Origin of the sequence: Mesorhizobium sp. M0615, from assembly GCF_040320805.1 — a bacterium.
Classification (GTDB): Bacteria; Pseudomonadota; Alphaproteobacteria; order Rhizobiales; family Rhizobiaceae; genus Mesorhizobium.
Genome location: NZ_JAMYQI010000015.1, coordinates 92,380 through 110,406, shown reverse-complemented (window position 1 = coordinate 110,406; position 18,027 = coordinate 92,380). Strand labels below are relative to the sequence as shown.

Annotated in this window: 14 protein-coding genes and 1 tRNA gene; 6 read left to right on the top strand and 9 right to left on the bottom strand. The window is 63.3% G+C overall.

The window, feature by feature from the left end:
• Position 1: 1 nt before the first annotated feature.
• Positions 2–784 (bottom strand): DUF1499 domain-containing protein, encoded by a 783-nt coding sequence (locus tag NKI46_RS25065; protein WP_352748312.1) that lies wholly within the window; start codon positions 782–784, stop codon positions 2–4.
• Between the two features lie 122 nt (positions 785–906).
• Entirely contained in the window at positions 907–2,535 is a 1,629-nt protein-coding gene (locus NKI46_RS25060) for a fatty-acid--CoA ligase (protein WP_352748309.1), read from the bottom strand.
• Between the two features lie 311 nt (positions 2,536–2,846).
• Here NKI46_RS25060 and NKI46_RS25055 point away from each other — a divergent pair, with 311 nt between their 5' ends.
• Both NKI46_RS25055 and NKI46_RS25050 read left to right on the top strand, forming a co-directional pair.
• Entirely contained in the window at positions 2,847–3,206 is a 360-nt protein-coding gene (locus NKI46_RS25055) for a hypothetical protein (RefSeq protein ID WP_352748354.1), read from the top strand.
• A gap of 160 nt (positions 3,207–3,366) precedes the next feature.
• Positions 3,367–3,756, top strand: coding sequence for a DUF427 domain-containing protein (locus NKI46_RS25050; protein ID WP_023698131.1), 390 nt, complete (start codon positions 3,367–3,369; stop codon positions 3,754–3,756).
• A gap of 165 nt (positions 3,757–3,921) precedes the next feature.
• On the opposite strand, the gene NKI46_RS25045 is transcribed toward NKI46_RS25050, so the two are convergent.
• The 3 genes from NKI46_RS25045 to ppdK form a co-directional block, all read right to left on the bottom strand.
• A complete protein-coding gene (locus NKI46_RS25045; RefSeq protein ID WP_352748307.1) occupies positions 3,922–4,698 on the bottom strand; it encodes a polysaccharide deacetylase family protein in 777 nt (258 codons plus the stop codon).
• Between the two features lie 89 nt (positions 4,699–4,787).
• Entirely contained in the window at positions 4,788–5,888 is a 1,101-nt protein-coding gene (locus NKI46_RS25040) for a glycosyltransferase family 9 protein (protein WP_352748305.1), read from the bottom strand.
• Between the two features lie 174 nt (positions 5,889–6,062).
• Entirely contained in the window at positions 6,063–8,768 is a 2,706-nt protein-coding gene (gene ppdK, locus NKI46_RS25035; RefSeq protein ID WP_352748303.1) for a pyruvate, phosphate dikinase, read from the bottom strand.
• Positions 8,769–8,983: 215 nt separating this feature from the next.
• Here ppdK and NKI46_RS25030 point away from each other — a divergent pair, with 215 nt between their 5' ends.
• Both NKI46_RS25030 and NKI46_RS25025 read left to right on the top strand, forming a co-directional pair.
• Positions 8,984–9,328 (top strand): VOC family protein, encoded by a 345-nt coding sequence (locus NKI46_RS25030; protein ID WP_023670692.1) that lies wholly within the window; start codon positions 8,984–8,986, stop codon positions 9,326–9,328.
• Positions 9,329–9,438: 110 nt separating this feature from the next.
• Positions 9,439–9,513 (top strand) — tRNA-Gln (locus NKI46_RS25025).
• A 117-nt stretch (positions 9,514–9,630) separates the two neighbouring features.
• Here NKI46_RS25025 and NKI46_RS25020 read toward each other — a convergent pair.
• The 4 genes from NKI46_RS25020 to NKI46_RS25005 form a co-directional block, all read right to left on the bottom strand.
• Positions 9,631–9,939: a hypothetical protein gene (locus tag NKI46_RS25020; RefSeq protein ID WP_023670691.1), complete on the bottom strand. Its 309-nt coding sequence runs from the start codon at positions 9,937–9,939 to the stop codon at positions 9,631–9,633.
• A gap of 1,230 nt (positions 9,940–11,169) precedes the next feature.
• Complete coding sequence (gene smc, locus NKI46_RS25015) at positions 11,170–14,628, bottom strand: chromosome segregation protein SMC (protein WP_352748300.1); 3,459 nt, start codon at positions 14,626–14,628, stop codon at positions 11,170–11,172.
• Positions 14,629–14,697: 69 nt separating this feature from the next.
• Complete coding sequence (locus NKI46_RS25010; RefSeq protein ID WP_023692056.1) at positions 14,698–15,426, bottom strand: DsbA family protein; 729 nt, start codon at positions 15,424–15,426, stop codon at positions 14,698–14,700.
• 167 nt (positions 15,427–15,593) lie between these two features.
• A complete protein-coding gene (locus NKI46_RS25005; protein ID WP_023687168.1) occupies positions 15,594–16,100 on the bottom strand; it encodes a DUF721 domain-containing protein in 507 nt (168 codons plus the stop codon).
• A 50-nt stretch (positions 16,101–16,150) separates the two neighbouring features.
• On the opposite strand from NKI46_RS25005, the gene mutY reads away from it, so the two are divergent.
• Together mutY and NKI46_RS24995 are read left to right on the top strand one after the other, a co-directional pair.
• Complete coding sequence (gene mutY, locus NKI46_RS25000; protein ID WP_352748297.1) at positions 16,151–17,272, top strand: A/G-specific adenine glycosylase; 1,122 nt, start codon at positions 16,151–16,153, stop codon at positions 17,270–17,272.
• Positions 17,273–17,294: 22 nt separating this feature from the next.
• Entirely contained in the window at positions 17,295–17,906 is a 612-nt protein-coding gene (locus NKI46_RS24995) for an HAD family hydrolase (protein WP_023754849.1), read from the top strand.
• Positions 17,907–18,027: the final 121 nt, after the last annotated feature.

The following is an 18,027-nucleotide window of genomic DNA, read 5'->3' as shown; positions in this document are numbered from 1 at the left end:
ACTACTCGGCCGGAGCCGCACCCACCTGGCCCGCAACCTCCCGGTCGAGTTCGGCGAGGAACCCGACGATGCGCGCCGCATTGTCGCCGAGGTCGTAGCGGCCGTAGCGGGAGGCCGAGCGCATGTCGACGACGATCGTGTCGCCGTCATTGCTGACCCGGATGGCGACGTCGGCGGGCAGGCCGACGACGAAGCTCCTGGCCACCGCCGATATCGTCACCTCGTCCTGACCGTCCGTCACCGGGTATGGCGCGGTGAGTTGCCAGTCGCGGCGGTCGAGCACGGTTTCGACGGCGTCGACGACGGTCTCGAACGGCAGATTGTAGCTGTGCCCGGTGACCAGCGAATAGGCGTCGGCCTGCAGGCGCGCCTCGCCGGGCGTAGGCGGCGAAAGCACGTTCATGTCCTTGGTGCGGTCGCTGGTGTCGAGCACCGGCGGATTGTCGAGGTCCGTCGAAATGTCCCTCAGGGGCGGCGTGGTCGCCGCCAAATAGGTGGCAAAGCCGTAGGGCGTCAGCACCAGCAGCGCCAGCAAGGCGCCGACCGAGAGGTCGCGGCCGCCACGGTCGCCGAAATGCCACAGCCTGGACAAAGCGAGGCCCGCAAACAGCAAAGCGAATGCAGCCAGCAAGGCGACGATCGCCAGCACCCATAGAAAGGCAGGCGTTTCGACCAGTTCGAAATGATGGCCGGCCAGCACGGTCAGCAGCAGGACCAGGGCAAAAGCGCCCGTGCGCCGCGACCAGCCGGCCGCCTTCGATGTCTGCCGCTCGTCAATTTCCATTGTCTTCAGCACCGCCCCAACCCGCACAGACGCTTAGAGCAAAGGATGCTCAAATTGAACATCCCCTGCCCTAACGTTTTTGCCGCCGGTAGCTTGAAGGTCAAGGAATCGCACGGTCCCGATCAATCCGTCGGCAGGCGGTAGTCGCTGAACTGTTTGCGCAAGGTGATCTTCTGGATCTTGCCGGTGGCGGTGTGCGGGATTTCGCTGATGAAAGCGACGTCGTCGGGCATCCACCATTTCGGCACCTTGCCGTCCATGAACGCCAATATATCGGCCTTGCTCGGCTCCTTGCCGGGTTTGGCGACCACGACCAGCAAGGGCCGTTCGCCCCATTTCGAATGATGGACGCCGATCGCCGCGGCCTCGGCCACATCGGGATGGCCGACGGCGAGGTTTTCCAGGTCGATGGTCGATATCCACTCGCCGCCCGACTTGATGACGTCCTTGGCGCGATCGGTGATCTGCATGTAGCCGCCGGAATCGATATGGGCGACATCGCCAGTGTCGAACCAGCCGTCCTTGTCGAACTGCTCGGCTCCGACGCCGCCATAATAGGCGCTGGCGACGGCTGGACCGCGCACCTTCAGCCGGCCGAAGGTCTTGCCGTCCCAAGGCAGTTCCTTGTCGTCGTCATCCGTCACCTTCATCTCGACCCCGAAGGGCGGGTAGCCCTGCTTGCCCTGGATATCGAGCCGGTCCTCGCCCTCGAGCGCTTGATACTGCGGCTTCATGGTGCACAGCGTGCCGAGCGGCGACATTTCGGTCATGCCCCAGGCATGGATGACTTCGACACCATAATTGTCCTGGAATTTCCTGATGATGGCGCGCGGGCAGGACGAGCCGCCGATGACGACTTTGCTGAGAAAGGGAAGGTTCTTGCCGGTCTCTTCCAGATGCTGCAGCAGCATCATCCAGACGGTCGGCACGGCGGCGCTGAAGGTCACCTTCTCGGTGTCGAGCAGCTCGTAGATCGAGGCGCCGTCCATCTTGCAACCGGGCATGACCAGCTTGGCGCCGATCATCGGCGCGCTCTGGCCAAGGCCCCAGGCATTGGCATGAAACATCGGCACGACGGGGAGGATCGTGTCCCGCGCGGAGAGGCCCATGGCGTCGGGCATGGCGGCGATCATGGCATGCAGCACATTCGAGCGGTGGCTGTAGAGCACGCCTTTGGGATCGCCCGTCGTGCCGGAGGTGTAGCACATGCCGGCTGCGGTGTTTTCGCCGAAAACCTTCCAGGCGAAGTCGCCATCGGCCTCGTTCAACCAGTCCTCATAGGCAACCACATTCGGCAGCGTCGTTTCAGGCAGATGCGCCTTGTCGGTCAGGACGATCACCTTTTTCAGCGATTTGACGGCGCCGGCGATCTTTTCCAGCAGCGGCATGAAGGTCAGGTCGACGAAGATCCCTCTATCCTGCGCATTGTTCATGATCCAGACGATCTGCTCGGGGAACAAACGCGGGTTAAGCGTATGGTAGATGGCGCCGATGCCCATGATGCCGTACCAGGCCTCTATGTGGCGCGCCGTGTTCCAGGCCAGGGTCGCGATGCGGTCGCCGAGCACAAAGCCATCGCGCTCCAACCGTTGAGCGACCTGGAGCGCGCGGCGATGAACTTCAGCATAGGTGGTGCGAACGACAGGACCTTCGATCGAGCGCGAGACGATCTCGCGCGTCCCGTGCTGCCGCTCGGCATTGTCGATCAGCTTGTGGCAGAGCAGCGGCCATTCCTGCATCAGTCCGAGCATCTGGTTCCTCCCATTGCTTCCTCGTTTTTCCCGTCTTTTGTTCCATTGTGGGACGAACGGACGGATTGTCCAGCCATGACGTCTCCAACCGTTAACGGCTGAAGCAAGCAGTGATCGAAAGGCGGGGAAAACCGCCACAATCCGGCCATCGTCGACGTTAAGGTTCGTTAACGGGGTAGGGTGCGGATTGGCGACTGAAAGAGGTTCGCATGGACACGCAGCTCGACGACAAGCAGATCGACGGCAAGCAGATCGACGACAGGCAGATCGACGACAGGCAGCTGGATGACAGCGGGGCCGAAGACGTGCAGTTGGACGATATTCAACTCGACGACAAAGAGCTTGAAGACACGCTTGCCGCAAGTCTGGCCGATCTCGTGCCGGAGGCCAAAAAGGTTTCCGAAGACGAATTTGTCGAGGTGGTCGGCGGCGCCCTTGAGGCGGTCGGCGGCACGCTGCTGTTCAAAATGTGCGTCCAGAACGAAGGCGAAGGCCAGCATGTCGCCGCCGCATCGATCGGCGACGGCGGCAATCGCCAGTTTCTGCTGCTCACCTTGCCGACAGGCGGCGGCCCACTGAAGGTCGAGACGACGTTAAGAAGCACCAACCCGGTAGCCGGTATTGCCGCGGCCTATGCCGGCCTCATGGACGTGTTCAAGACCGCAGCCTGAGCATTCCACGCGGGATCGTTTTTAGTGATCGGAAGGCCAGCTCTGGCCTACTGGCGAAGGCTTGCGCAACGAGTTCTCCAGACACATTTTAGGGACATGGGAAGCAACCCCGCACTCTCTCAATCGGACTGTGCTCCCAATCGAACAAGGAGAACCCCGCATGGACCAGATCGCCAACCCCGCCCCCGGCTTTCAGAGCAATCCCGGCAAGGTCATCACCGTCGAACCCTATCGCGGTACCGTGGTCGTGCGTGCCGGCGATACGGTGATCGCCTCCTCGACGCGAGCGAAGCTTCTGTCCGAACCGCCCTACCCCCAGGCATTCTACATCCCCTTCGAAGACATCGACTTCACCCAGCTCGGCAAAACCACCCTGTCGACCCACTGCCCCTACAAGGGCGACGCCAGCTACTGGAGCGTGCTGCCGGCCGGCGAGACCGGCAAGGACGCAATGTGGGGCTATGAGCAGCCCTTCGACGAAATGGCTGAGATTCGCGACCACGGCGCCTTCTATCCCAACAGGGTGACGATCGAAGCAGCACCGGCCTGAGCAAGCGAATCAAGCCGCCGTTGCTCGCTTCATCATCCCAGGGTCTTCGCGACGGAGCTTCGCTCCTGTTTCATCCTGGGATGCCGAAGTTTAGAGGCCTCGGCTAATCTCAAACGTCGGCGACGTCAGTCCAAAGGCGATGAAACTGCCTGCCGCCGCCCAATCCTAATCAGTCGTCCCGTCGTTGCCGACACCGTCGGCGTCATCCAGCCGCACGAACATCAGCCCCTTGGCCTTCAGCGCGAGCAGACCTTGCACGACGCCCTCGCCGGCGGCGTGGGTCGGCTGGTTGATGTGGGCGATGATGACATCGCCATCCTTGGCGGCGGCGATGCGCCGGGCGGTTTCTTTTGCACCAAGCAACGAGCCGCCATCGCCGTTGATCGAAAAGCCGGCGATCTTGAAGCCGAGCCTGCGGATCATGGCGATGGCCGACGGACTGTATTCGGCGGTCGCGCCGCGAAACCATTTCGGCGCCGGCTCGCCGGTGCCAGCGAGAGCGGCGGCGCCCGATTCGACTTCGGCCCGCACCGCTTCTGGGCTGCCGGCGCTGCGGATGCCATAGATCTTGCGCGGCGTGTCGACGGCCGGGATGTGATGGCCGCCATGGTTTTCAAGTTCGAACAGGTCCGGATGCGCGCGCATGATCTCGACGGCGGCGGCGTTGCGCTTCAGCCAGATGCCGGTGACGAAGATCGTCGCCGGAATCCGGTTCTCCACCAGCGCCGACAGGATCCTCGTATCGGTCTGGCCGCCGCAGGCGTCGAGCGTAAGCGCGACGCGGCCGACATTGCCACTGCCACCATCCTCAGCCTTCAGATGCAGCGTCGGCTCGACAAGCGGCGCGGCCTGGGCCGAGGACACGGCCAGGATAGATAGCGCCAAGGCGCAAAACAGCTTTTGCAAGGGATGCCTGTCTTGTCTGAGAATCAGCGCTGTCATAGCCGCATCCCAGGACCCGCAACAAGGCGGAAATTGGGATAGTGGCCGTGAGAAAGCTGATATCCCGACAATGTGACCGCCGCGCACCGTCAGACGGCGTGTTCCAGTTCCACATGCGTGCGTGAGAGGACTTCGCGCACGGCCGCGACGACCGGTTCGACCTCGAGGCGCCAGACGCAGCAGGCCTTGCTGGGATCGAGCGGATTGCACAGGCTGCCCGCCACGCAATTGCACGGCATGGATGGCTGCAAGGCGAGGCTGGGCACGCCGACCGGTCCCCAGACGGCCGGGCTGGTCAGGCCGAAAAGGCCGACAACCGGCGTTCCGGCCGCTGCTGCCATGTGCATGGGGCCGCTCTCATTGCCGACAAACAGCCGCGCCTGCTGCAACACCGCTAGCAGCGTTTCCAGCGACAGCGCGCCGACGAGGTTGACGATTGACGCGGCACTGGCGAGGATCTGCTCGGCCGGCTTGCGCTCGTCAGGGCCGCCGACGAGTACGAAATCCAGTCCCGTTTCGCGCGAAATCGTGTCGATCACGGCGGCAAAGCGTTCATGCTGCCAGCGCCGGCCGTGAAAACTGGCGCCGGCATGCACCGCGACAAAGCCGTTTGGCCGCAAATGGTGTTTGTCCAGCAATGCCTGGGCCCTCGCCGTCTCCATCGGCAATGGCCGAATCGACGGCACCCGCACGCGCAGGCCGACGCCGAGCGGCTCGAGCGGCGAAAGGTAGCGGTAGAGATAGTGACGTTCGCCAAAACCGAACGGCTCGGCAAAGACATTGGCGGGCTGGCGCTCATGCCAGCGCAGCGGCCTTTCCGGAGGATTGTAGCCGATGCGGGTGCTGGCGTTGAGGAACCTGACGATGAGCCGCGATGTCTTTGAATCGGTGAGGTCGATGGTCAGGTCGAAACGGAATTGGCGCAGCTTGCTGATCATAGAATAGAGCTCGCGCCCACGCTCCAGCGGGGTGCCGCGCATGGCGGCGCGGCGGAAGGTCACGACCTCGGCGGCGATGCCGTGCGCGGTGACGAAACTGGCGAGGCGGGCCTCGCAGAGAAAAACGATCCTGACGCCGGGATATTCGAGCTGCAGGTTCCTGGCGAGCGTGGAGGAGAGCACGATATCGCCGATGAACTTGGTCTGGATAATCAGGATCGAGCGGAAGGGTCTGGGCGAAATCTGTAACATCTTTTTCTCGGCACCGGGCGGGTTGGGGGGCCGTGAAATTGGGAAGAAACGATGTCGGGATTGCGTGTTGGGGCGCGCACATCAGCGTGAATTTGCTTACAAAATCGTAAGCTTAGCGCCAAACGGCCACCCAGGGGTGGCCGTTTCATCGATACCGAAAGGACTGTGTCGAAATCAGGATGCCGCGGCGCTCTTTTTGGGGCGCGGCACTGCTGTTTTGGCAATCTGCACCGCGGCTTGGGCTGCGGCCAATCTTGCGATCGGCACGCGGTAGGGAGAGCACGAGACATAGTCGAGGCCGACCTCTTCGCAGAAGCGGATCGAGGCCGGATCGCCGCCATGTTCACCGCATATGCCGAGCTTGATGTCGGGCCGTGTCGCCCTGCCCTTTTGCGCAGCCATGCGCACCAGTTCGCCGACGCCCTCGATGTCGAGCGAGACGAACGGGTCCTGCTCGATGATGCCTTTCTGCCGATAGGTCTCGAGGAATGACGCCGCATCGTCGCGCGAGATGCCGAAAGTGGTCTGGGTGAGGTCGTTGGTGCCGAAGGAGAAGAACTCGGCCGTAGCAGCGATGACGTGGGCGCGGATCGCCGCGCGCGGAAGCTCGATCATCGTGCCGGTGAGATAGTCGATCTTGACGCCGGTCTCGTCCATGACAGCCTTGGCGACCGCATCGATGCGCGCCTTGACGTAGTCGAGCTCCTTCACCAGGCCGACCAGCGGCACCATGATCTCGGGAACGACCAGCGCGCCGGCTTTCTTGCCGGCCTCGACGGCTGCCTCGAAAATGGCGCGCGCCTGCATCTCGGCAATCTCGGGATAGGAGACGGCGAGGCGGCAGCCGCGATGGCCGAGCATCGGGTTGAACTCGTGCAGGGCTTCGGTGCGCTGCCTGAGCTTGTCGAGCGAGACGTTCATGGCGGCGGCGACCTCCGCCACCTCCGCTTCCGTCTTGGGCAGGAATTCGTGCAGCGGCGGATCGAGCAGCCGGATCGTCACCGGCAGGCCGGCCATGATCTCGAACAGTTCGAGGAAATCCGAGCGCTGCATCGGCAACAGCTTGGCAAGCGCGGTGCGGCGGCCCTTCTCGGTATCGGCCAGGATCATCTCGCGCATGGCGACGATACGCTCGCCGTCGAAGAACATGTGCTCGGTGCGGCAGAGGCCGATGCCTTCGGCGCCGAAGGAGCGCGCCATGCGCGCATCGAGCGGCGTCTCGGCATTGGTGCGCACCTTCATGCGGCGCACCGCATCGGCCCATTCCATGATGGCGGCGAAATCGCCCGACAGTTCCGGCTGCAGCATCGACACGGCGCCCTTCAGCACCTGGCCGTTGCTACCATCGATGGTGATGATGTCGCCCTTGCGGAAGGTCTGGCCCATCGACATCAGCGTGCCGGCCTTGTAGTCGACACGCAGCGAGCCGGCGCCCGAAACGCAAGGCTTGCCCATGCCGCGCGCGACCACGGCGGCGTGGCTGGTCATGCCGCCGCGCGTGGTCAGGATGCCTTCTGAAGCATGCATGCCGTGAATGTCTTCGGGGCTGGTTTCGATGCGCACCAGGATTGCCTTGCGACCTTGCGTCTTCAGATCCTCGGCATCGGCGGACGAGAAGACGATCTCGCCGGTCGCGGCGCCCGGAGAAGCCGGCAGGCCGACGCCGATGACATCGCGCGCGGCCTTGGGGTCGATGGTAGGATGCAACAGCTGATCGAGCGAGGCGGGATCGATGCGGGCGACCGCCTCCTCCGTCGTGATCAGCTTGTCGCGCGCCATTTCGACGGCAATCTTCAGCGCCGCCTTGGCGGTGCGCTTGCCGGAACGCGTCTGCAGCATCCACAATTTGCCGCGCTCGATGGTGAATTCGAGATCCTGCATGTCGCGGTAGTGCTGTTCCAGGCGGTCGGAGATGTCGACGAAGGACCGGAACGCGTCCGGCATCAGTTTCTGCAGCGACGGCTTGTCGGAGCCGGCGGCGATGCGCGCCGCCTCGGTGATGTTTTGCGGCGTGCGGATGCCGGCTACGACATCCTCGCCCTGCGCGTTCACCAGGAATTCGCCATAGAGCATCTTTTCGCCGGTCGAGGGGTTGCGCGTGAAGGCGACGCCGGTGGCCGACGTCTCGCCCATGTTGCCGAATACCATGGCCTGGACATTGACCGCCGTGCCCCAGCTTTCCGGGATGTCGTGTAGGCGCCGGTAGGTGATGGCGCGGTTGTTCATCCAGCTGGAAAACACCGCGCCGATCGCCCCCCACAGCTGCTCGTGCGGGTCCTGCGGAAACGGCTTGTCGAGTTCCTCCTCGACCTTGGCCTTGTAAAGGGCGATGACGCTCTGCCATTCCTGCGCTGTCAGTTCGGTGTCGAGCTCGTGGCCGAGGCTCGCCTTCTGGTCCTCCAGGATTTCCTCGAACACTTCGTGGTCGAGACCCATGACGACATCGGAATACATCTGAATGAAGCGGCGGTAGCTGTCATAGGCAAAGCGGGCATCGCCGGAATCGGCTGCCAACGCCTCGACCGTCTCGTCATTGAGGCCGAGATTGAGCACGGTGTCCATCATGCCCGGCATCGAGGCCCTGGCCCCGGAGCGGACCGAGACCAGAAGCAGCTTCGACGGATCGCCGAAACGGCGCCCCGTCAGCTGCCCGATATGGTCCAGCGCCTTGACGACATCGGCCTGCAACGCGGCCGGATAGCTGTTGCCGTTGGCGTAATAGGCGTTGCAGACTTCGGTGGTGAGGGTGAAGCCCGGCGGCACGGGCAGGCCAAGACTGCACATCTCGGCCAGATTGGCGCCTTTGCCGCCGAGAAGGTTGCGGTCGCCCGCACGTCCCTCCGCGGCGCCATCGCCGAAGGTGTAGACCCATTTGGTCATGCTCGCCCTCCAAGTCCTCGGAAGATAGAACACCGGGGCCAAGACCCGGTTCCCCCGCGTTCCGACCCGAGCGTTATTATGCTGCAGTGCGAAAGGCAAGGTGTGGCAGCGAAGCCCGGCGACTACAATCGATTAAGCAAAAGCTGCGTCGAAAAGACTTGCCGGATCGCTGCCCAGGATATAGAACATATAGGGAACAAGTTGGGAGCAGCGTGATGAAACTCAACGGAAAACTCGACTATCTCGAACTGCCCGCGACCGGCGCGACGCTGGACAGCGTCAAGGCTTTCTACAGCGCCGCCTTCTCGTGGTCGTTCACCGATTACGGGCCGACCTATTCGGCCTTCGGCGAAGGGCTCGATGGCGGCTTCCAGGCCGATGCAGCGGAGGCGCCGGCGAAACCATTGCCGGTGCTCTATTCCCAGGATCTGGAAGCAACGCTCGACGTTGTCGAAAGCGCCGGCGGCACGATCGTCAAGCCGATATTCTCGTTCCCGGGCGGCAGGCGGTTCCATTTCACCGATCCCGCTGGCAACGAGTTGGCGGTCTGGGGCGAATAGCGCGTCCCCGCGCCAAGCGGTGGATCAGTTTTGCACAGTGGCCAACTCGGCATTGAGCTTTCGTGCCGCTCGTCCTATAAGGCCGCGCGCAACGGGCAAAGCTCGCTTGCTGGGGCGTCGCCAAGTGGTAAGGCATCGGTTTTTGGTACCGACATTCCCAGGTTCGAATCCTGGCGCCCCAGCCAAATCACATGCCTTTGGAATCAATGATTTACCGACCTTATCGATGGCTGCCGTCAGGAGCTATCTGACTCCCACGCGACCCCGACTCCGTTGACAGAGCCGGGGCCGTGCGGAGAGGATCAGTAATCGTTGTCGTCCTGGATGACGACGGGATGATGCCGATGATGTCGATAATAGCGATGATGGCTGCGCTCGATCGAGCCGGTCACGATGACCGTATCCCGGCGATGATGTCTGCGGCCGTGGTCGTAGAAGGCAACCGTGCCGTGTCTGCGGTGATGAAGGCGTTGACCCTGGTCATTGATGACCTTTACGCTCCTGTGATGATGTCGATGGTGGGTCGTGATGACCACGTCAGCTTCGGCTGCTGGAGCTATCGTCGGCATGGCAATGAACAGCGCCAAGGCGCTCACGATCATTGTTTTCATTGTAATATCTCCACCTGCTAATTATCCCTTCGCGGGGATAACCGCGTCCCATCCCTTTGGTTCCGAGTAGCGTCGTCGGTCCACGGGCGCGATCAGTGACGGCTGCTCCCGTGCAACACGGCGTATCGAAAGAAGAAGTTGCGACAGCAGCTCCTGTTGGCAACTTCTGGTAAAGGCGCTCTTTCAAGCCGACCACCAGGGTTACGCCACTCGACAAAGGAGCGCTGCACAGGACCCTTCTATGTCGTCGCGTTCGATCTCCTGATCTGTGACGGGAAACACCCGTCTTGCGAGGAAGACCGTCGGCACAATTTGTGAGATTTACGAGACCAATCAGGCCATTTCAGATCCCATAGGTCGGGCCGTCTCAGATCCCGTAAGAAAGTGCAAGGTAAACCACCGGCGCCAAGATCAGCAGAACCGCGATTCCGATAACCACTGCGATTGCCAGGCGCTCTGTTCGCCTGACAAGCTCAGCGACCTTGTCGTCGTCAGCCGATGGTATGAGGTCAAGAACGGAAGAAACTTCCGCAGGACTGTCGTTGTCGTTTGCGGGTCGGGTTGCGCCGTCACGCACTGATCTCTGGACAAAGGTCACTGTCAGCCTCTCTATTGAACGAACACCGCTTGGCGGTGTCACGACGATCGGGTGCCCGCTAACCTCTCAGGAATGGCGGGCACCCGATTGACCACCGATGAAGGGACTCATGCTCGGCAGCCCGGTTCCAATGTATCGGGAGGGCATAGGTTGCCCGCCTTCGGGCCTATGGCTCCGACGTCAGGACTTCAGTCATACCCTGTTCGGACCTTGGTCTGGCAATCGACGAAGCGATGGCCGCCATTTTGTTTCGACGCAGAAAATGCGGGAACATTAGTAGGCTCTTACGAGTTCACTCCCAGCAACTAGTTCGGGAGAGATACGGTGAACAACATAATCTGGCTCATCGGAGCAGTCGTTATCGTGATTGCGATACTGAGCTTCCTGGGCTTCCGATAAACGTGGCAGCTGAATTGCTGTCGGAGCCAATTGCCATCTGCGCCTTGTAGGCATCGCTTTCGCGTTGGCCGGCGCTTTGCATGTGGGCTTTGGCGTTCGCTCTCAGGTGGCGCTTAAATTCCTTCTCTTCGAACCTTACAGAATGCGCGTCGCAAGCAGGTCGCAAGGGCGACGGTCCTGTTGCAACAGTCGGATCGACGCCATCGCCGACGAAATCAACAAAGCATGCTGCGTCAGCTCGCCTCCCGCATCGCCTCGGCGGCCTGCAGATCGACCGAGACCAGTTGGCTGACGCCCTGCTCGGCCATGGTCACCCCGAACAGGCGGTTCATGCGCGCCATCGTGATCGGGTTGTGGGTGATGATGACGAAGCGCGTCTCGGTGGTCGCGGCCATTTCGTCCATAAGGTTGCAGAAGCGTTCGACATTGTGATCGTCGAGCGGCGCGTCGACTTCGTCGAGCACGCAGATCGGCGCCGGATTGGTCAGGAACACGGCAAAGATAAGCGACATCGCCGTCAGCGCCTGCTCGCCGCCGGACAGCAGCGTCATGGTCTGCGGCTTCTTGCCGGGCGGACGGGCCAGGATTTCGAGCCCGGCTTCGAGCGGGTCGTCGGATTCGATCAGCTGCAATTCGGCCGTGCCGCCACCGAACAGATGCGAGAACAGCCGCTGGAAATGGCCGTTGACCACCTCGAAAGCGGCAAGCAGCCGTTCGCGGCCTTCGCGGTTCAGGCTCTGGATCGCTTGCCTCAGTTTGCGGATTGCCTCGATGATGTCCTCGCGCTCGGAAACGATGGCCTCCAGCCGGTCCGACAGTTCCTTCTGCTCTTCCTCGGCGCGCAGATTGACGGCGCCGAGCCGCTCGCGCTCAACCTTCAGCCGGTCGAGCTGGCGCTCGATCTCGGCCATTTCGGGCATCGGGCTGTCGGCTTCCAGGCCAGTATGGCGAATGACCAGATGCGGCGGCGTGTTCAGCGTTTCCTGGATGCGCGCCTCGACCTCGAGCCGGCGCTCGTCGGCGGCGGTCAATCGCTCTTCGGCGCGGACGCGGGTTTCGCGGGAATCGGCCAGCGACTGGATCGCCGCGGTGGCGGCCTTGTCCAGCTCGGCCTGGTTGTTCTCGGCCTCCTGCAAACGGTCGGCGGCCGCCTTGCGCAAGGTCTCGGCCTCGGTCAGCTGCGACAGCAGCGCGCGCCGCCTGGCGTCGATCTCGTCGGGGGCGTCGGCCAGCGTTTCGCGCTCGGCCTCGGCCTCGGCCCTGCGCTCGCCCAGCGAGGCAATCTGCGTCGAGGCGTTTTCGGCCCGCTGCAACCAGTTGCTGCGCTCGGCGCCGATGGCGTCGAGCCGGCGCGTGCGCGCCTCGGCTTCGCGGCGCAGGCCTTCATGGACGGCGCGCGCGTCGGCCAAGGTTGCGCGATCGCGGCTGACATTGGCGGCGGATTGTCCAAGCTGCAATTGCAGGTCGCCGAGATCGGGGGCGTCCTGCAGCAGCACTTCGGCCTCGGCGAAGGCGGCGGCCGTTTCTTCATGGCTGTCGACGATTCGCGCGCGCGCCTCGTCCAGGGCGGCGCGGCGGCTTGCCAGCTCGCCACCGGCCTTTTCGGCCTCGGCCAGCGCGCTGCGGGCGGCGTCCAGGCCGTGCTGGGCATCGCGCCCGGCCTGGCGCGCATTGCGTTCGGCCTCGCTCGCCTGGCGGAGTGCCTGTTCGGCCTGGGCAAGGGCGGCTTCGGCCTCGCGCACGATCTGCGTCGCCTGTACCGCCTCGGCATCGAGCTCGGCCAGCCGGTTCTTCTGCGCCAGCCTTTGCGCGGCCGCGGTCGGTGCATCGGCGCTGGCGGTCAGCCCGTCCCAGCGCCACAGCGCGCCGTCACGGCTGACCAGCCGCTGGCCGGGGGCAAGCAGCGTCTGCAGGCGTTTGCCGTCGGCGGCATCGACGATGCCGATCTGCGCCAACCGGCGGGCAAGCTGCGAAGGCGCGCGCACCACGCTGGCGAGGCTCTTGATGCCTTCCGGCAAGGCCGCATCGCCTGGTTGAACCTGGCTTTCGCCCCAATGCACCGGCGCGCTGTGGTCGAGCGGCACGTCGAGGTCCTCACCAAGCGCAGCACCAAGGGCCGTCTCATAGCCACGTTCGACGCTGAGCTGCTCAAGCACCGACGGGAAAAGATCGCCGCTGGCGGCATTGAGGATCTTGGCCAGCGTGCGCGCTTCGGTCTCGATGCCGGCGAGCTCCGACCTGGCGTCCTGCAGCGGCGGACGAGCGGCACTCTCGGTGGCGCGCGCCTCGGCGACCGCCTGTTCGGCAGCAATGGCGCCGGCCTCCGCTTCCTCCAACCGGGCGAGCGCGTCCTCGACCAGAGCACGTTTTTCGGCCGGGTCAGGCAAACCCGCAACCTTCGACACAATCTCGGACAATTCGCGGTCGACGTCGGCCAGCTGGCGGGCAAAGCGGTCGCGGCGTTCGGCGTTTTCGCGCAGCGTGCGTTCGATCTGATTGCGCGCGGCGGCGGCCTCCGCTCGTTCTGCGGTCAGCGCAGCGAGCTTGGCTTCGCTCTGCGACAGCGTTGCGCCGGCCTGCTCGAAAGCGGCCCGCGTCGTGGCCTCGCGCTCGGCGGCGCCGGCATTTTCGGAGTTGAGCGTGGCTTCTTCCTCGCGCAGGCGCTCAAGAATATCCGCATTGTCGCGGACCATGCGCTCCTCGCGGGCGATGTCGCCGTCGAGCTGCTGCAGCCGGCGCTCGAGTTCGGCCTGGCGGGCGCGGATGCGGCCTGCCTCCTCCTCGATCTGCGCCTTGGCGATCGACAGCCGCTGGAAGGCGGCGGCAGCCGCGGCCTCGGCATCGCGCAGATCGGGCAGCCGGTGGGCGCCGATGCCTTGCTCACGGGCGGCAGCCATCTGGGCGGCGGCGCGGTCGCCGACCAGAGCTGTGGCAACCGCCAATGCCGAACGCGCATCGCCCTCCTGGGTTTTGGCCAAAGTCCAGCGCAGATGCAAGAGCGTGGCTTCCGCCTTGCGGATATCGGCCGACAGGTTCTTGAAGCGCGATGCCTGGCGCGCCTGGCGCTTAAGGCTTTCGATCTGGCTCTCCAGTTCGCCGACGACATCGTCCAGCCGTTCCAGATTTTGTTCGGCCGCCTTCAGCCGAAGCTCGGCCTCGTGACGGCGCGTGTGCAGGCCGGAAATGCCGGCGGCCTCTTCGAGCAGCGCGCGGCGCGCCTGCGGCTTGGCCTGGATCAGTTCGCCGATACGGCCCTGTCCGACCATGGAAGGCGAGCGCGCGCCGGTCGACTGGTCGGCGAACAGAAGCTGCACGTCCTTGGCGCGGGCTTCCTTGCCGTTGATGCGGTAGAGCGAGCCGGCTTCGCGCTCGATGCGGCGCGACACCTGCAATTCATCGGCGTCGTTGAAGGCCGCGGGCGCGGTCCGGTCGCTATTGTCGAGGAACAGCGTGACTTCGGCGGTGTTGCGGGCCGGGCGCGTTCCCGAGCCGGAAAAGATCACGTCGTCCATGCCGGACGCGCGCATGTTCTTGTATGAGCTTTCGCCCATCACCCAGCGCATCGCCTCGACAAGGTTCGACTTGCCGCAGCCATTCGGCCCGACAATGCCGGTCAGGCCACGTTCGATGACGAACTCGCCGGGTTCGACGAAGGACTTGAAGCCGAGGAGGCGAAGGCGCGAAAACTTCATTCGCGCCTGCCTGGAAGGCACAAAGGTGCGCTGACGCCGAAGCGCAGTCGCTCCGGCGCCGCCTGGACGTCAGAGCAGAGGGTCGATGATGGCCGATATTTCCTCAATCGACATCGCACCTTTGTAGGTTTTCCCGTTGATGAAGAAGGTCGGCGTCGAGTCGACCTTGAATTCATCGGCGCCGCGCTTCTGGACCGATCTCACATCGTCCAGAAGTTTCTGGTCCGTCAAGCAGGCCTCGAAGGACTCCTGTGTAAAACCGGCGAGCTTGGAGATCTGCAGCAGCGCATCCTTGGTATTGTTGACGCCGACCCAGTTGGCCTGCTGCTTGAACAGCACGTCGACCATCGGGAAATAATTGTCCTTCGAACAGCGCGCCAGCATGAAACCGGCCTCGGCGCTCGGATCGAACGGGAATTCGCGCAGGATGTAACGCGCCTTGCCGGTGTCGATGTACTTGGTCTTCAACTCAGGGAAGGTGGTCGCGGCGAAATGCGCACAATGCGGGCAGGTCATCGAGGCATATTCGACGATGGTGACCTTGGCGTCATCCTTGCCGAGCTGCTTGTCGGGCAAAGCGCCGGGCTTCAGCAGTTCGGCCATGTCGACATTGCCGGAAGACTCCGGGACCTTGACGGCGGCCGGAGTGGCAGGGGTCGAAGCAGGCGCGGGAGCCGCAGGCTTCACATCCGCTGCTTTGGCATCCTCGCCTGAATCGCTGCATGCGGCGAGCATAGCCACTGCCGGAATGACGGCCAGCGAAGACAGGAGGTTTCTGCGGGACAAGCTACGGTTCATGCGAATCACCTGACTGTGGTTTGATTTTGCAACGCAAAGGCTAGAAAAGGCGAGAGTTGGCGGGAATTAAGGCATCGCCGTCCCCATTCCAATCGCCAAACTCTACATGCAGGATCACGAATGCGCGAGATAGATGACGCGTTCATGACCGACTGATTACCGGTTGATTACCTTGGCCGCTTCCTTTGGCCAAGAATTGTGGCGCCAAGACGCTCCAGCGAGGCGCGCAAGCCTTCATCCTCGATCTTGCCGACGGTATCCGACAATTTGGCCTTTTCGACAGAAGTCAGTGCTCTCGGCGTCGGTTTCGGCCGGGCTTTGTCCCTCAGCACCGGCTTTTGCACGATCCGGATCCTGCCGATCGCGTTGAAGCCGAGAAAGGCATTGACGCGGTTGATGATCTCGCCGGTCTCGTGCTGTAGGTGCAGCGCGGCCATGCCCTCGCAGGCGATGACCAGCACCGCCGGCTCGAACGGATCGTCCTCATGCATGCGGCGCGGCCACTGGATTTTTTCGGGGCGCGAATGGCCGGCGAGCCTGGGGCCGGCGATCTCTTCCCATGACTGCACCAGCCCGATCGAAATGCCGGCCCGCTTGCGCAGCACGGGGTCGAGGATCGCGGTCGCGAGATCGCTCACCGGAACGGGATTGCCGTAAGGCGTTCTCCCTGCCATGTACGTTCTCCAGCCACGCTCCTCACCAGCCTAGAGCCAGCCCGCGATCAATGGCACTGCACGAACAGACCCGCAAGGCCGCATCCGAACCAACTCTATCAGGAGAGATCGCCGCGCGTCTGCTTGCCTGGTACGACGCGCACCATCGCGAACTGCCGTGGCGGATCACGCCGCACGCGGCGGCCGGCGGTGCACGGCCGGACCCCTATCGCATCTGGCTGTCGGAAGTGATGCTGCAGCAGACCACGGTCGAAGCGGTAAAATCCTATTTTCGCGCCTTTGTCGAGAAATGGCCTGATGTGAAGGAGCTGGCGGCTGCGCCGGCCGAGGATGTGATGAAGGCCTGGGCCGGGCTCGGCTATTATTCACGGGCGCGCAACCTCAAGGCCTGCGCCGATCTGGTTGCGAGCCAGGGCGGCCGTTTTCCCGACAAAGAAACGGGATTGAGGGAATTGCCGGGGATCGGCGCCTATACGGCGGCGGCGATCGCGGCGATCGCCTTCGACCGTCCGGCGGCGGTCGTCGACGGCAATGTCGAACGTGTCATCTCGCGGCTCTATTCGATCGCAACGCCGCTCAGCGAGGCAAAGCCCGAGATCCGCGCGCTCGTCGAAAGACTGGTTCCGCAGACAAGGCCGGGCGACTTCGCCCAGGCAATGATGGACCTTGGCGCCACGATCTGCACGCCAAGACGGCCGCGCTGCATGCTGTGCCCGGTGCGCGAGGATTGCAGCGCCATCCTGTCCGGCGACCCCGAGCGCTTTCCGGTCCGCCTGCCCAAGGTCGACAAACCACTCAGGCGGGGTGCCGCCTTCGTCGTCGAGCGAGGCGACGGCGCCATCCTGCTGCGCAAGCGGCCTGACAAGGGCCTGCTCGGCGGCATGACCGAGGTGCCGACCACAGGTTGGACAGCCCGGATAGACGGCGCAACCACTTCGGAGGCAGCGCCCTTCGCTGCGGACTGGCGGCGCGCTGGAGAGATCGCGCATGTCTTCACCCATTTCGCGCTCGAGCTCGAAGTTTTTCACGCTCAAGTGAAAAGTGATGCGCCGGAAGGGCATTTCTGGTCGCTGGCCCATGACATTTCCGGTGAAGCGCTGCCGACGGTCATGAAAAAGGTCATCGAAGCAGCGATACCGCGCGCAACCAAAAAACACCGCCCAATTGACTAGCATTCGCTTTGAAAGGCCAGAAATGACTGAAATCCGCCATATCGTGTTCGACATCGGCCGCGTCTTGCTCCACTACGATCCAAACATTCCGTTCAGCCGCCTCATTCCCGATGCCGAAGAGCGCAAGTGGTTCTTCGACAATGTCTGCACGCATGACTGGAACATCGAGCAGGACCGTGGCCGGACGTGGGAAGAGGCGGAAGCGCTGCTGATCGCGGATTACCCGGATCATGCTGAAAATATTCGCAATTTCCGTCGCTATTGGAATGACATGGTGCCGCATGCCTATGACGACAGCGTCGCCATCATGCTCGGTCTGATCGAGAGCGGCCGCGACGTGACCATGCTGACGAATTTCGCCGCCGACACGCTTGCCGAGGCGAGGCTGCGCTTCGATTTCCTCAGCCGCCCGCGCGGCGTGACCGTGTCGGCCGATATCCGTGAGATCAAGCCCGACCGCGCCATCTACGACCATCACGTCGCCGCGTTCGGTCTCGAACCGTCAGCCACGCTGTTCATCGACGACAGCCCCAGGAATGTCGATGGAGCCAGGGCGGCTGGCTGGAATGCTGTGCTGTTCACAGATGCAAAAACGCTCAAGGCGGACCTTGAGCGGTATGGCATCGCGACCTGAGCTACGCAGAGGGGTCGAAGGTAGCGCTTTATGGCGCCCCCCTCTGCCCTGCCGGGCATCTCCCCCCAAGGGGAAGATCAGCAGCCGCTGCGGCCGTTCTCACCTTGCAAGATCAAAAATT

Excerpts from the sequence above, each read along its gene's own strand:
- smc (WP_352748300.1), bottom strand. The coding sequence starts at position 14,628 with ATGAAGTTTTCGCGCCTTCGCCTCCTCGGCTTCAAGTCCTTCGTCGAA.
- NKI46_RS24995 (WP_023754849.1), top strand. The coding sequence starts at position 17,295 with ATGACTGAAATCCGCCATATCGTGTTCGACATCGGCCGCGTCTTGCTC.
- mutY (WP_352748297.1), top strand. The coding sequence starts at position 16,151 with ATGGCACTGCACGAACAGACCCGCAAGGCCGCATCCGAACCAACTCTA.
- ppdK (WP_352748303.1), bottom strand. The coding sequence starts at position 8,768 with ATGACCAAATGGGTCTACACCTTCGGCGATGGCGCCGCGGAGGGACGT.
- NKI46_RS25030 (WP_023670692.1), top strand. The coding sequence starts at position 8,984 with ATGAAACTCAACGGAAAACTCGACTATCTCGAACTGCCCGCGACCGGC.
- NKI46_RS25010 (WP_023692056.1), bottom strand. The coding sequence starts at position 15,426 with ATGAACCGTAGCTTGTCCCGCAGAAACCTCCTGTCTTCGCTGGCCGTC.
- NKI46_RS25050 (WP_023698131.1), top strand. The coding sequence starts at position 3,367 with ATGGACCAGATCGCCAACCCCGCCCCCGGCTTTCAGAGCAATCCCGGC.
- NKI46_RS25005 (WP_023687168.1), bottom strand. The coding sequence starts at position 16,100 with ATGGCAGGGAGAACGCCTTACGGCAATCCCGTTCCGGTGAGCGATCTC.
- NKI46_RS25065 (WP_352748312.1), bottom strand. The coding sequence starts at position 784 with ATGGAAATTGACGAGCGGCAGACATCGAAGGCGGCCGGCTGGTCGCGG.
- NKI46_RS25045 (WP_352748307.1), bottom strand. The coding sequence starts at position 4,698 with ATGACAGCGCTGATTCTCAGACAAGACAGGCATCCCTTGCAAAAGCTG.
- NKI46_RS25040 (WP_352748305.1), bottom strand. The coding sequence starts at position 5,888 with ATGTTACAGATTTCGCCCAGACCCTTCCGCTCGATCCTGATTATCCAG.
- NKI46_RS25020 (WP_023670691.1), bottom strand. The coding sequence starts at position 9,939 with ATGAAAACAATGATCGTGAGCGCCTTGGCGCTGTTCATTGCCATGCCG.
- NKI46_RS25060 (WP_352748309.1), bottom strand. The coding sequence starts at position 2,535 with ATGCTCGGACTGATGCAGGAATGGCCGCTGCTCTGCCACAAGCTGATC.